This is a genomic window from Enterococcus sp. AZ188 (assembly GCF_050544075.1).
GTDB classification, from domain to species: domain Bacteria; phylum Bacillota; class Bacilli; order Lactobacillales; family Enterococcaceae; genus Enterococcus_D; species Enterococcus_D entomosocium.
This window is the reverse complement of record NZ_CP172943.1, coordinates 1782371-1796420: the sequence shown is the minus strand read 5'-3', so window position 1 is coordinate 1796420 and position 14050 is coordinate 1782371. Positions and strand designations below refer to the sequence as shown.

Annotated in this window: 16 protein-coding genes; 11 read left to right on the top strand and 5 right to left on the bottom strand. The window is 42.9% G+C overall.

Annotated features, from left to right (window positions below; translation table 11 throughout):
• Positions 1 to 125: 125 nt before the first annotated feature.
• From IGI86_RS08390 to IGI86_RS08380, 3 genes are read left to right on the top strand one after another with little or no spacing between them, the layout of a single operon-like run.
• On the top strand, positions 126 to 692 hold the full coding sequence (locus IGI86_RS08390) for a flavodoxin (RefSeq protein ID WP_430617926.1): 567 nt from the start codon (positions 126 to 128) through the stop codon (positions 690 to 692).
• Complete coding sequence (locus IGI86_RS08385) at positions 661 to 1005, top strand: carboxymuconolactone decarboxylase family protein (RefSeq protein ID WP_005235882.1); 345 nt, start codon at positions 661 to 663, stop codon at positions 1003 to 1005. Before IGI86_RS08390 ends, IGI86_RS08385 begins: the two co-directional genes overlap by 32 nt.
• Positions 1006 to 1425, top strand: coding sequence for a cupin domain-containing protein (locus IGI86_RS08380; protein ID WP_430617925.1), 420 nt, complete (start codon positions 1006 to 1008; stop codon positions 1423 to 1425).
• 211 nt (positions 1426 to 1636) lie between these two features.
• On the opposite strand, the gene IGI86_RS08375 is transcribed toward IGI86_RS08380, so the two are convergent.
• Positions 1637 to 2491: a LysR family transcriptional regulator gene (locus tag IGI86_RS08375; RefSeq protein WP_430617924.1), complete on the bottom strand. Its 855-nt coding sequence runs from the start codon at positions 2489 to 2491 to the stop codon at positions 1637 to 1639.
• A gap of 117 nt (positions 2492 to 2608) precedes the next feature.
• Here IGI86_RS08375 and IGI86_RS08370 point away from each other — a divergent pair, with 117 nt between their 5' ends.
• The 8 genes from IGI86_RS08370 (at position 2609) to IGI86_RS08335 (ending at position 10965) form a co-directional block, all read left to right on the top strand.
• The gene (locus tag IGI86_RS08370) at positions 2609 to 3523 is read left to right on the top strand and encodes an ACP S-malonyltransferase (protein ID WP_430617923.1); all 915 of its coding nucleotides are present in this window, start codon (positions 2609 to 2611) and stop codon (positions 3521 to 3523) included.
• A gap of 5 nt (positions 3524 to 3528) precedes the next feature.
• Positions 3529 to 5175, top strand: a complete 1647-nt coding sequence (gene mdcA / locus IGI86_RS08365) for a malonate decarboxylase subunit alpha (protein WP_015509676.1) — start codon at positions 3529 to 3531, stop codon at positions 5173 to 5175.
• Positions 5176 to 5200: 25 nt separating this feature from the next.
• On the top strand, positions 5201 to 5500 hold the full coding sequence (locus IGI86_RS08360) for a malonate decarboxylase subunit delta (protein ID WP_005226050.1): 300 nt from the start codon (positions 5201 to 5203) through the stop codon (positions 5498 to 5500).
• Entirely contained in the window at positions 5490 to 7172 is a 1683-nt protein-coding gene (mdcD, locus tag IGI86_RS08355; protein WP_301389460.1) for a biotin-independent malonate decarboxylase subunit beta, read from the top strand. Before IGI86_RS08360 ends, mdcD begins: the two co-directional genes overlap by 11 nt.
• A 3-nt stretch (positions 7173 to 7175) precedes the next feature.
• Complete coding sequence (locus IGI86_RS08350; RefSeq protein WP_016611804.1) at positions 7176 to 7769, top strand: malonate decarboxylase holo-ACP synthase; 594 nt, start codon at positions 7176 to 7178, stop codon at positions 7767 to 7769.
• A 24-nt stretch (positions 7770 to 7793) separates the two neighbouring features.
• Entirely contained in the window at positions 7794 to 8879 is a 1086-nt protein-coding gene (locus tag IGI86_RS08345; protein WP_016620113.1) for an acyltransferase family protein, read from the top strand.
• A gap of 12 nt (positions 8880 to 8891) precedes the next feature.
• A complete protein-coding gene (locus IGI86_RS08340; protein ID WP_087664127.1) occupies positions 8892 to 9749 on the top strand; it encodes a triphosphoribosyl-dephospho-CoA synthase in 858 nt (285 codons plus the stop codon).
• Positions 9750 to 9921: 172 nt separating this feature from the next.
• Positions 9922 to 10965, top strand: coding sequence for an AI-2E family transporter (locus tag IGI86_RS08335; protein WP_034857450.1), 1044 nt, complete (start codon positions 9922 to 9924; stop codon positions 10963 to 10965).
• A gap of 69 nt (positions 10966 to 11034) precedes the next feature.
• Here IGI86_RS08335 and IGI86_RS08330 read toward each other — a convergent pair whose 3' ends face one another.
• The 4 genes from IGI86_RS08330 to IGI86_RS08315 form a co-directional block, all read right to left on the bottom strand.
• Positions 11035 to 11511, bottom strand: a complete 477-nt coding sequence (locus tag IGI86_RS08330) for a GNAT family N-acetyltransferase (RefSeq protein WP_430617922.1) — start codon at positions 11509 to 11511, stop codon at positions 11035 to 11037.
• A 176-nt stretch (positions 11512 to 11687) separates the two neighbouring features.
• Positions 11688 to 11912: a hypothetical protein gene (locus tag IGI86_RS08325; protein WP_430617921.1), complete on the bottom strand. Its 225-nt coding sequence runs from the start codon at positions 11910 to 11912 to the stop codon at positions 11688 to 11690.
• A 159-nt stretch (positions 11913 to 12071) separates the two neighbouring features.
• Positions 12072 to 13037: a Gfo/Idh/MocA family protein gene (locus tag IGI86_RS08320; RefSeq protein WP_430617920.1), complete on the bottom strand. Its 966-nt coding sequence runs from the start codon at positions 13035 to 13037 to the stop codon at positions 12072 to 12074.
• Positions 13034 to 13927 (bottom strand): MurR/RpiR family transcriptional regulator, encoded by an 894-nt coding sequence (locus IGI86_RS08315; protein ID WP_430617919.1) that lies wholly within the window; start codon positions 13925 to 13927, stop codon positions 13034 to 13036. The genes IGI86_RS08320 and IGI86_RS08315 overlap by 4 nt, the downstream gene beginning before the upstream one ends.
• Positions 13928 to 14050: the final 123 nt, after the last annotated feature.

The following is a 14050-nucleotide window of genomic DNA, read 5'->3' as shown; positions in this document are numbered from 1 at the left end:
CTTTTGGCTTCCACCTCTCCCTATGCTTCGTAAGCATAGGGACTTTTTATAGAAAGCATTATTCAACGGCTCCGCTTTGCCTTACTATTAAATATACCAAGAAGAGAAACCAAGGAGGTGATAAAATGCCGGCAATACTTGTGTATTCACGAGCAGGGGAGAATCTTATTGAAGGGCAGCGAAAAAAGCTGATAGTGGGAAATACGCGGGTTCTAGCAGAGAAAATAGCAGAGAAATTACAATGCCCGCTTTATTCTCTTGAACCGACTTATCCTTACCCTGAAAGCTATCAAGCAATGGTCGAGCTAGCAAAAAAAGAAAAGGCGGCTAATGATTTCCCCCTCTATCAAGAGGTATCGGCAGCGTTTTTTAAAGAACGGGTCTTGTTTATCGGTTTTCCCAATTGGTGGGGCACATACCCGATGATCCTAGCGAGTTTTTTAAAAGATCACCGATTGGAAGGGAAGATTATTTTTCCGTTTTGTACTCATGAAGGCTCAGGATTCGGCAATAGCATTGAAGACTTTAAAAAGACTTGTCCTGATGCAGTTGTTTATCCTGGATTAGCTGTTCGTGGTTCAAGAATAGAGAAAGCGGATACAGCTATTCGAAATTGGTTAAATCAGCATTTCATTAAAATAGATGAAGGAGTCGATCGATATGGTCAAGAAACAAACAGCAGGAAGAGATAACTTAGGCAACTTTGCGCCGAAATTCGCGCAACTAAATGATGATGTGTTATTTGGTGAAGTTTGGTCACGTGAGGCAGAGTTGGCTCCTCATACGAGAAGTTTATTAACGATATCGGCCTTGATTTCCGGTGGCAATTTCGAACAATTGACTGCCCATCTGACGATTGGCAAGGAAAACGGGATCACTGCAGAAGAAATTGCAGAAGTAATCACTCATCTGGCTTTCTATGTTGGCTGGCCTAAAGCTTGGTCTGCTTTTAACATCGCCAAAACGGTTTATCAAGAAGAGTTAGCAGAACTGGAGGATAAATAAATGTCAGAACTCGATGCAGCAAAAGAAGCAGGAATCTTTTTATTGGGCAACACAAATGATGCCTATGCGCAATATTTTAGCGGTCAGAGTTACTTGAATCCGTTAGTAGCTGATCCAGCGATTCCAGTCAACGTTGGCAATGTGACCTTTGAACCGGGTTGTCGCAACAATTGGCATCGGCATATCAATGGTGGGTATCAATTGTTGTTGGTGACCGCAGGAAAAGGCTGGTACCAAGAAGCAGGTAAGAAACCGCAAAAACTTACTGTTGGGGATGTCGTAGTCATCAAGGAAGGGGTCAAACATTGGCATGGTGCAGCAAAAAATAGTTGGTTTGCCCATGTAGCGATTACTGCTGGTGCTTCAGAATGGTTAGAAGCAGTCAGTGATGAAGAATACGATCAATTGCCTGACGTATAAGTGATGGTAAGGCAGCCGTACTTGAAGGCGTGTAACAAATCTTATGAGGTCTCACCTGACTGGCAGCCAATACTGTGGCGAGTCAAAAGAGATCGAAGAGATCAATGTGAATGAATGTACGGTCGATTCGATGATTCAACCGGGGTAAATAGGAAAGAAAAAAGAAGCGTCCACTTGCACAACTAACGTGCGAGTGGACGCTTCTTTTTGTTTAGCCAAGATAAAATTCAATCAAGGTTTTTGCAATTAGTTTTGTCATGGGATGACCTTTCGTAAAGCTTGATGCTAAATAAATCGTCCTTGATAAGGGGAAATCTGCTAGTTCACGTAAAACGAAAGGCGCCTGATCTTCATAGCCCCAAGTAATTTTAGGAAAGAACGTGATTCCTAGTCCTTGATTGATAAGGGAGCGCAGCGTAGCTGGATCGTCCGTCGTTGAGCCGATAGTCAAACTGATTTTTTTTGCTTCAAAAGTTTCGTCGATGGTTCTGCGCAGCGGGCTGTTTTCAACCAGCATCAGCAGAGGCACGTGTTGGATATCGGCAACTTGCAAGTCTTTTTTTTCTGCCAAGGGATGCTTTTTGGGGATCGCCAATAAGATGGGTTCCGTGAATATTGGCAGATTGGTCAAGCCGTTCTTTGGCTCAGAGGTAATGTAGAAGGCTTGTTCTTTGTTGGTCTCCTTACTGCCGTGCTGCTTGATCGAAAGTTGGATCTCAGGGTGCTTTTCAACGAATGTCGCCACCAGGTTAGGCAAAGAAACAGAAGCGACTTCAGAGTAGATCGTCACTGCCGGGACCATTTCTCCATTTAAGGCTTGGATCGCACTCATTCCTTCGTCGAAACGTGCTAACGTCTCAACGACATAGGGATAAAATTCTTCAGCATACATCGTCAACTCGATATGCCGACCGGCATGATAGAACAAAGGAACGCCTAGTTCACTTTCTAAGTGTTTCATGGCACGGCTCAAGGCAGGTTGTGAGATGTATAATTCTTGTGCAGATTGGGTAATATTTTTCGATTCGGCTACTTTTTTAAAGTAGCGTAAATGATCAAGGTTCATCAGATACTCCTCTTTCCATACCTTTTGGTTATGGATATTCACGAAACTGGTATTTTTTATTATAACAAACTTCCGTTATTATGACACAGGAAAGAGAAATTGTTTAGGAGGTGCTTCATGAGTACAGGTTTCTTATACCCAGGACAAGGCAGTCAGACCAGCAAGATGCTTGAGGACGTGCCTGCCAGTTATTTCCATCAGCTAGAACAGGCGACAGGCTTTGATTTACACCCTGTATCGGGGGATCTCAAACAAGATACCGTCTCTATTCAGTTGGCGCTTTTAGTAAAAGCGGCTTTTTACACGGACCAGATGAAAGCATCTGGTGTACAACCACAGCTTGTGGCCGGGCATTCGATTGGCGCTTTTTCCGCTGCGTTAGCTTGTGAAAGTTTGAGTTTCGAAAACGCCGCTAGCTTGGTCTATCATCGGGCGACACTGATGAAAGAAGCCTATCCGACTGATTATGCCATGGGGGTACTGGTTGGTGTAACGAGAAGTGAAGCAGAAGCGCTCGTGGCAAATACATTTGATCCTGCTGCTCCCGTCTATTTATCAAATGAAAATTGCCCCATGCAGCATACGATCTCTGGTCATCTCACAGGCTTGCGCAAGACGCTGGCTCAAGCGAAAGACTATCATGCACAAACCGCCAAACTTTTAGCAGTGCCTGTGCCGTCCCATTGTGTGTTGATGACAGAACCCGTGAAACGGTTTGCGCCATTTATGAACACGGTATCCCTTGATGTGCCTATCTGTCCGTACCTCAAAAACACGGATGGGCGGATGACCATGAATCCTGAAGAGATCCGTCGTGATTTGCTGCAAAATATTGCTTATCCGGTGCAGTGGAACAAGATCATGGATGTTGCCTACGAAGCAGGACTTGATTTGGCTCTTGAATTTCCTCCTGGCAATACCCTAACAAAACTGATCCAAGCAAAATTTGGTGAAAACAAAGCGATCCGTGTGATCAATTTGGATCAACATGGCTTGGATGATGCTTTATTCCTATATCAAAAATGGAGATGAATAGAATGGAAAAACCTGCAAGAAACTGGGCAAGTAAACGTGAAAAGAAGGCCCAAACCATGAAAAAAATCGAGCATCTTCTCGATGGAAAATATGTCCCAACGGAAGCGATCATTGAAGTCTTAGAACAGTTGATCCGTCCGGGAGACAAAGTGGTCCTTGAAGGCGACAATCAAAAACAAGCAAGCTTCCTATCAAAAAGCTTAGAACAAGTCGATGCTCAAAAAGTCAATAATTTGCATATGATCATGTCGAGTATCTCCCGTCCAGAACATTTGACGATATTTGAAAAAGGCATTGCAGCGAAAATCGATTTTTCTTATGCAGGCGCACAAAGTACGCGCGTTGCCCAAATGATTGAAGACAAAACTATGAAATTAGGGGACATTCATACGTATTTGGAATTATATGGTCGCTTATTTATTGACTTGATTCCGAATGTGGTCCTTGTGGCGGCGGACAAAGCCGATCGCCAAGGAAATCTTTATACAGGTTACAATACGGAAGAAACGCCAACGATCGTCGAAGCAGCAGCCTTCAAAGATGGGATTGTGATCGTTCAAGTTAATGAAGTGGTCGATCGTTTGCCGCGGGTCGACATTCCCAGCGATTGGATTGATGTCGTCGTGGTAGCAGACCAACCGTATCAATTAGAAGCGCTCTTTACGAGAGATCCGCAAAACATTACGGAATTACAAATTTTGATGGCGATGATGGCATTAAAAGGAATCTATGCAGAACATGAAGTACAATCGTTGAATCATGGGATCGGTTTTAACACCGCTGCGATCGAGTTACTTTTACCAACCTATGGAGAAACCCTTGGAATCAAAGGAAAAGTAGCGAAAAACTGGGTCTTGAATCCTCATCCAACGATGATTCCAGCTATCGAATCTGGTTGGGTCGAAAGCATCCACAGTTTTGGTGGGGAAGTTGGTATGGAAAAATACATTGCCGCTCGTCCAGATGTATTCTTTGTCGGAAAAGACGGCACGATGCGCAGCAATCGAGCATTATCCCAAACTGCAGGTCAATATGCCATCGATATGTTTATCGGTTCGACCTTACAACTGGATTATCAAGGAAACTCTTCTACAGTGACGAAAGGCCGCTTATCTGGATTTGGTGGTGCACCAAATATGGGGCATAATCCGGGGGGCCGTCGGCATTCGACTCCAGCTTGGCAATCCTTGCGGGATGAAACAGATCCTTTAGCAAAAGGACAAAAATTAGTCGTTCAAATGGTTGAAACGTATGGTTCCAATAAAAAACCTGTTTTTGTAGAAACGTTAGATGCGTTGGCTGTCCAAAAGCAAGCTGGTTTAGCCAATGCCCCAATTATGATCTATAGCGAAGATACGACGCATATCGTGACAGAAGAAGGCATCGCTTATCTTTATAAAGCAAACTCAAAAGAGGAAAAACAAGCAGCAATCGCAGCCATCGGTGGTGTAACCCCACTAGGAATGACCAGCACAAAAGCTTCTCTGGATGCCTTGCGCAAAGCGGGAATCGTGAAATTACCAGAAGACTTAGGGATCAAACGCAGTGATGCCAAACGATCATTGCTAGCAGCTCAAACCGTTGATGATTTGATCGAATGGTCCGATGGGTTGTATGAACCGCCAATGAAATTCAGAACGTGGTCTTAATAAGAGCAAGAGGAGAGAAGAAGAGATGGAAAAATTAGCTTATACGTATCAAACAACGAAACCAGTCACCAAAAAAGTCCATGTTGGCGTGGTTGGTTCTGGTGACTTGGAAATTCTGCTTTTTCCAACGGACAAACAAGAAACCACCGTTTCAGTTTGTACAGGAAGTGATGGCTTTGGCGATGTGTGGCAAAATGTCTTGACACGTTTTTTTGAGCGCTATCCAATCAGTGCGCAAATAGTGATCAACGACTTTGGCGCCACTCCCGGTGTGGTTTACCTACGATTAACCCAAGCAATGGAGGAACTAGCAGATGAAGAATAGTTTTGTAGAATTAAATGCCCGAGAACGGGTGCACGCATTATTGGATGCCAAGAGCGGTCGTGAATTGATCGATCCATTCGACCAAATGATCGCACCCAATCTGGTGGCTCAAGACATCGTGCCACAAAGCGATGATGGGATCGTTGTTTGCCGTGGAACGATTTCTGGAGAAAACGTGGTCGTGATCGCTATGGAAGGAAAATTCCAAGGTGGCGGGATCGGTGAAGTTTCTGGTGCTAAAATCATCGCGGCATTGACTCATGTGTTGGAAGAAAACCAAAAGGGCAATCCGATCACACCGATCATCATCCTCGATACTGGTGGCGTACGCCTCCAAGAAGCGAATTACGGCTTATTGTCGATTGCAGAAATCGGCAATTTGATCGTTGCAATAAAATCGTATGTGCCAGTGATTGGATTAGTGCCAGGTCGGGTGGGTTCTTTTGGCGGTATGTCGATTACCTCAGCACTTATGAGCTACTTGATAGCGACGAAGAAAGCCCGTATCGGTTTGAACGGTCCTGAAGTCATCGAACAAGAAGCTGGCGTGAGAGAATTTGATTCCAGTGATAAAGATTTGATTTGGAATACCATTGGCGCCAAACAACGTTTGGCAGCACAAATGATCGATGAACTAGTGACTGACAGTGTCGAATCGATCCAAGAAGCTGTGATTGCGGCGATGGTTGAAAAGAAAGACAGTCATCGCAGCGAAAAAAGTGGTTTTTATCTTTCTCTTTTAAACGAACTTGATCTATCAAAGCCGCTGACTATCGAGGCATACAATAAGGCTCTTGCAACGCATAAAGCAACTGAAGTGGCACCTATTACTGTAACAGAAGGCCAAGAAGCTGCTGCTGACAGTATCGGTTATCACTGGTTTTCAGCATTGACGAATCTGCAATTCCCAACCTCAACTAGTGCAACTGTCTATGCAGCTGCATCTGACCTTTTTACTGAAGAAGTCGTTGTTACAGCGATCGTGCCAAACCCAACTAATCCGATGTATCGGGTACGCAAGGGAGAAGTTGGTTTAGTCGAAGGGTATGAGATGGGCCACCTGTTAGAAACTGTTTATCAAGAAGACAAAGAGAAAGCAGTCAAACGACCAATCATTGCGGTCATCGATGTCCCTAGCCAAGCGTATGGCTACAATGAAGAATTGATTGGTATTCATGCAGCTTTAGCAAACAGTGCGGCAGCTTATGCCAAACTACGCCAAGCGGGTCATCCAGTGATCGGTTTTATCGCTGGTAATGCGATCTCTGGGGCTTTCTTAGCGCATGGCTTGCAATCAAGTCGTCTGATCGCACTAAATAGTGAAAAAATCACTGTTCAGGCAATGTCAAAAGAAAGTGCAAGTCGGGTCACCAAACGGTCGATTGCCGCGATTGAAGCCGCTGCGGAAAAAGTACCAAGTATTGCTTATGATATCAAAAATTATACGAAACTTGGGGCAATCTTCACTTTCTTATCCTCCATTACGGATCAGTCTGTCACCTCTGAAAGCAAAGCGACTGTAATTGAAGCGATCAATGAGGCGATTGATGATGTGCGTAAAACGAATGACACGATGTTGACCAGTCGCTACACCAATCCGATCGCTAAAAAGAGCGGCCGGCTGGAAACGAATAACGTATTTGAAAAAATGAATGCAGAATGGAATGAGTAACGAATGAACCGTGCCCACGATATCGTTCAATTAGATAAAGAAGTTCTTGATATGATTGATATTCCGAAATGGTTTTCTGAAAAAGAACAGCTTTTTGCGACCGTCCGTCGTGGGAAACCCAGCAACCCTAGCTATTTACCCGTGGGGTTGCGCGGGGAAAAGCGGCAAGAACGGTTTGCCTTTGAGGCACCCTGTAACATGATCAAACGAACGATCCATCCTTGGGAATTGACCAGTCGTGAGAGCTTCCGATTCAATGAAGTAGCCAATTATCCAGTTTACCGCAGCTATCAAAAAGCACGGCTTTTATTGAAGTACTATTCTTGGGGAATTGGTGGCAGTTTGGGTTTTGAATTAGCTGCAAAACAGGCAGCAATCAAGCCGACAAGTGATTTAGATCTGTTGCTTTATGCCGACACGAAAGAAAAGCTGCCATTGGAACTATTGGAAAAGCAGGCAGCCTTTTTTCAACAGATCGATGTTCAAGTTATCACAAAACAAGGCGGGTTTGCCTTAAAGGAGTATTTGGAACATCCATCAAAAAAAATCTTAGTAAAAACAGACGAAGGGCCAAAACTCACCACTGAGATTTGGTAATTATTAGAAAAGTGAGCGAAAAACATGTTTGAGAACAACGATTTAAAAATCAACATCAGTGATTTCCAAAAAGTATTTGCCGTGACAGCAGTAATGATGCAAACGATTTTGACTTTTGCCTTATCCAATACCCAAGATGAAAAGACTGCAGCATTCATCGGTACCTTTTATGTCTTGGTGAAATTTACCGCACCCCTGTTTATTTTTGCTATTGTTTATAACATGGTTAAGACAAGTCAACATCTGTCTTATCTAGAATTTTTGAAAGAAAAGTTTTTTGAACTTGTCGTGCCATATGTGCTTTGGACGACGGCTTATTTATGGCTCTTTCCCGCTGTCCAACAAGGAAAACCTTATACTGATACAGCAACGTTTTTACTGAAATATGTGACGGGGGATGCGGCGCCACACTTGTGGTATACGATCATGATGCTGCAGATCCAATTGTTGATGCCGTTTTTTGTCTGGTTAGGCTACAAAGTGTTGACGAAGAAAAAAGCTGTTTGGCCAGTATTGATCGTCGCAACTGCTTTGTATGTCGCTTGGTATGTGTTTTATGATCGCCAAGTTTTTGAAGGACCGCATCATGAAAGCTGGTATTTATTGGATCGGTTTGTCTTTAGCTTTGTGATCTATGGGATCTATGGCGAAGCCGCTTTGATTTATCACGAAACCGTCTATCGCTTCCTATACAAGATTCGCTATGCTTTCTTGCCAGTGGGCTTAGCATTGGGGCTATTATCTGCCAATCATCTGCTACATTATGCAGGTGATCTAAGTTTCGCTCATGCACCGTATTTAAATACATTGCAAAGCTTATATAGCTTAGTATTGATTTTTGCAGTCTTTATGTTTGGGTCAACTATGATCAAGAACAATGCCCCTCAGTTAGGGACATTTAAGTGGCTATCTACTTATGCGTATCGAACCTATCTTGCCAATGTTTTTGTCTTTCAAGTTTTGTTGCTATGCTTCAAAGATTTGTTGCTGCAACTGCCAATGGGCATCATGATCATCGTCGCTTATTTGGCAACTGCCAGCTGTGGTTTTTTAACAAGCTATGTTTTGCATGTTTTATGGGTAACGATCAAAGGTCAAATCAAAAAATAGAGGAGGAGTTGGATGTTTGCATTTGCTGTAGAAGAAAATTGTCGACGACTCGCCCAATTGGTAGAAGAAGCCTTGATTGCAGAAGTGACATTGTCCCCAAAACCTGGGTTAGTGGATGCCATTGATTCAGGTGCCCATCACGATATGGATCAAGCACTCTTTCTGCGATCAGCTCGAGCATTGACGCCATACTTTGAAGAAATGGCCTTGGTGTCTTGGGGAAGCAGCATGTCTCAAGAGTTGCGGGAAGCAATCGCTGCAATCGGTCGGAAGGCAGAACAGGGGATGTTGGCAGCCACTGGTGGCATCAACACTCATAAAGGAGCCATTTGGGCATTAGGCTTGCTCATCAGCGCCGTCAGTAGCCAACTTAGTCGCAAACAGCGGATTTTTTTGCCAGAAGTCTTTTCTGACATCCAGCTTCTCACTGCATTTCCTGATCGTGCGCTGACTCAACAAACGGAAAGTCATGGCAAAACTGTTCAAACCAAATATGGACATCTCGGTGCGTATGGGGAAGCTGCTGCTGGGTTCCCCCATGTTCAAATCGCTCTAGCGGATTATTTTTCTCGGGATTGTTCCAATGAGACTGAAAAAAGGCTCCACATGCTGTTGGCGATCATCGCTACACTGGACGATACGTGTATTTTATACCGCAGCAATCAAGAGGTACTGGCACTGGTTCAGCAACTCGCACAAAAAGCCAATCAGCAAGCGTTGCCGAACCCAGCATTTCATGCACTAGCAGCCTTCTGCCAGTCAGAAAATGTGTCTCCAGGCGGCAGTGCTGATCTGTTGGCTGCCAGCTTCTTTTTATTGTCCATCAATTCGATTTTACCCGTAAATGAAGGAAGGACCGTTTACCAATAACTCTTTTCCTTAGAAGAAAGCCAACGATTCTTCTAAGGATTTTTTGTTTCATTTTTTCGCTCGATTAAGAAAAATAAAATCTCTTGCTATTTGCATAGTTTAATGATTAGATAATTCTTAGGCACTACTGAAATGCTTCGTTGCTCCATTGCAACGAATAAAGGAGTTACAGATGAAATACTATAATGCTTTTCTTCAAAATCTTGTGTTGCGGCGCTGGACGGTCCTGTTTATGCTTGCGGGCATTCTTTTTTTGTTTCGCAGTCTGATGACCATTCTTTTGCTGACCTTTATCTTTACGTATCTGATTTATCGGCTGGTTCTTTTGCTCCATCGAAAAAGTCATCTGCCCATTAAGCTTACGAGCATCCTGACTTACAGCTTGATTGTTTTTATTCTTTATTTAGTAGCAACAAATTATGTACCAATCATCATCAAACAATCCGTCCAATTAGTCAATTCCGTTGCTGATTTCTACCAACGGACAGACTCCAACAATGAATTGATCGAATATGTCTTGAATTTATTGCAAACCAGTGAATATATTCAGAAATTACAAAGCGGCGTTCTAGTCGTGATCAATTATCTGTATAATTTCGGTGAGTTGGCATTGACGGTGCTGATCTCATTTCTGCTTAGTTTCTTCTTTATGATCGATAACAAAAAGACCGTTGCGTTTTCTCGGCTATTTTTGCAAGGGCGAGGGGCGTGGTTCTTTGAAGATGTTTACTATTTAGGAGCTAAGTTTACGCGTGCTTTCGGAAATGTGATTGAGACGCAGTTGGTGATCGCCTTAGTTAATACAGCAATCACTGTCTTCGCCTTAGCGGTGATGGGCTTTCCGCAGCTGTTGAGTTTGGCGTTGATGATTTTCTTTCTCAGCTTGATTCCTGTTGCTGGTGTGATCATCTCGTGTATTCCATTGACGTTTATTGCCTATTCCATCGGCGGATTTAATGACGTGATCTATATTCTTTTGATCATAGTATTTGTTCATGCGTTGGAATCCTATATCTTAAATCCCCGCTTGATGGCCAATAAAACAGAGATTCCGATGTTTTACACGTTTATTCTCCTGTATCTTAGCGAACATCTCTTTGGTTTGTGGGGCTTGATCATTGGGATCCCATTGTTTACTTTCTTTTTAGATTTAATGAATGTGAAAGAGATTCCGCGATTGCGTAAAAAAACCGATGACACCTTGCAGGACCAATAAAATGATTGCTGTAAAGGATGGCAATTGATAGAAAAACCATCTCTGCCGATGAAAGGCGAGATGGCTTTTTTATTTCGCAGCAATTTTTTTCGTAAAGGAGACAAAGCAGATTGCTGAAGAGGTGCTTTGAAACCTGCCTGTTTGGGAATACCCCAAAGAATGATAAAAGTGAACCAGCTTGGGTTCTTGCAGGATCGTATTCAAATGTATCGTATCTGTTTGTACGTTCCTTTCAATCAAGGTCATTGCTTGTCTACCGATCCCGCGGTTCTCGTAGGAGGGAAGAAGGGCGATGGAAGATAGCTTCGTCGTATGCTCCTGCTCAACCGTCAGTTTTAGGAATCCCACGGTTTTCTGAGCGGTCATGATTAAATAATAAGTGGTATTCGACGCAGAAAACTTTGCGTTTAGCTTCTCAAAACTTTGTAAATTGGGAGAAGTTTCTCCATCTTGATAACGGAGAAAGAGAGATTTGAAAGCAGCTTTTTGTATCAAGTAGATAGAAAGTAAATCGGAAAGCTTCGCTTCTTTAAGCTGAATGAGCATGCACACCTCCATAAAATGTCAGACATCATTTGTTGAAAGACATTGATTCGGTATAGAAGGTCCTGATGAAAAGCCATCGAAGAGCAGTCTTTCATTGGCTCGTTTCCGTTTTGATCCTTCCCTCAACCAGAGGTTCAAAAACGAAGAGATCCGCAGGGCTTCGTGCCAACGGTGTTTTATTGAAAAAGATCATTTATCGATGTAACCAAGTCGTCATAGGTTTGACCGGTAGCGATTGCATAAACGGAAAGCAAAAAGACGAGGGCTGCTGCCATCACGTAAAAAATTCGGAGGCGATAACCGTCACCTGTCCGGCGATTTTTTACAAAAGTAAAAATCGTCACAGCTAGATAAGCGAAGGTCAATAAACAAATAAGATAAGTAATAATTTCTGGTGTCATGGGCGTTTTCCTTTCTTTTTCTATTTGTATAAAAATATACTCAATAAATATAATATAACCATTTCGATACCGTCAAAGAAAGCGCTCAATTTTTGATACAAAAAACTGACCGAGTGGTAGCCACTGGTCAGTTCTATTCAAAAACGATGGGGCATGATCTTAATTGTCTTTTTTTTCCGCATCTAGCAAGCTTCTTAGTTCATCTGCTAAAGCGATACAGGCAATACTATCCGTTAAGGACATCAGGGAATTTTCGAGTTGTCCTTGTGCAAGAGCGGTGTGAACTGCTTGAATCTCTGAATGGAAATCATCGATCTCGTACCCAATATCATAGACCGTGTCTTCTTGGTCAATCGTCACGGTAAAAGAAGCGGGGCGATGGAAGTTGGGGATCGTGATTTTCCCTTTTGTTCCTTGTAATTCCGCCACCGTCTCTTTTATTTGGTCAAATCCAGTCTCAATCACTGCAACAAAGTCTTCACTGACAAAGCGTGCTTCAACATAGGTATCAACCCCAGTTTCATAAAGGCTGTAATCGATTATTTCGGCAGTTAAATTTTCTGGTGAAAAATCTTGGATAAAGGCTAAGTTATAGATCCCCATATCCAGTAAAGCACCCCCTTGTTTTGGCAGATAATGGTAAGAACTGACTTCGACTGGTAAATGGCGGCGAAAAGTAGTCGTGACACTTGTTAGCTCACCGATATGACCACCATCCACAAGTTCTTTTAGTTTGCGATACGCTGGGGTGAAGCGTGGCTTCATGGCTTCCATAAAGAAGACTTCGTGTGCTTGGGCTTGTTTTTGTACATCGCGCATTTCTTGTGCAGTCAAGGTTGCTGGTTTTTCACATAAAACAGCTTTTTTTGCTTGAAAGGCTTTGATGATCCATTCATAGTGATACAAATGCGGCAAAGCAATATAAACGATATCGATAGCTGGATCATCTAATAGGTTTTGGTAGTTATCAAAGACGGCATCACACGGAAATTTTGCTTGAAACGCTTGCGCTTTTTCCATCGTACGACAAGCAACCCCATAAAGCTGGGCATCTTGAAAATTTTCTAAACTTGCAGCAAAGCGATTGGCGATATTTCCGGCACCAATAATTCCCCAATTGATCATTTCATTTCCCTCTTTTCTTCAGTTGACGGGTATTCTGAGAGAATCCCTGATTCCAAAACAGATTGTTTTTTTCTTAACTCGACAATATTTTTTTGATATTCTTTGGCATACAGCAAGGCAAACAGTGAATCTAAAATATACTCAAAGGCGACCTGTGAAGAAAAGGTACCGACTTTGAGAAAATCACGTTCATCATGAGAAGCGATGATCGCATGGGTCGCTAATGGGATGATTTTCGCATGGGCGTTGCCAGAGATTACGATCACTGGTACCCCAACATCACGAAAGTGTTGCATGATTTTTTCGTATTGTGTATTTTTCCCACGATAGGTAATAAACACGGCACAATCATTTTGCGTGACGTTCGATGCATTCCACGCATCATCCCCATATTCATCCGCAATGATCAGATACTTATTGATTTTGACCAACTTATTTTGAAAACTTCTTGCCCGGATCTGAGAATCACCGCGAGCAAATAAGAAAATCCGCTGCGCAGCTTCCAACGATTGCACCACTGCTTCCATCGTTTCTGGAGCGACCTGAGCGTGGGTTTTGTGGATCGAGTTGATCGTTAGATCGGCCATTTTTTTCATAATATCAGGTGTTTGATCCTTGGGCGAAAAGGGAAAATTCGCGTCAACAAAGGTTGGGTTGAACATCTGATTATGGGCAATTTCAGCCAGACCTAAGCGAAAACTTTTAAATCCTTCATACCCCATCTTTTTGGCTAGACGAATGACGGAAGAGTGGGATGTGTATGTATGCTTAGCGATGACTTCAATCGTCAACGAAGGCACATCATTGATATTTTGCAAAATATAACCGGCAATCCGTTTCTCCGTATTGGTCAATCCTTCTTGAAGCCGTAATTTATCTCCTAATAACATCAAACCACCTCTTTCTAATCATAGCCTAGGACAAAGAAAACCAAAAGCAAAAACTGTACCTTTTTGGCAATTTGGTAAAAATGTTCAGAACCACTCAGCAGTTTGCGAAAAAGTCTGGTCAAA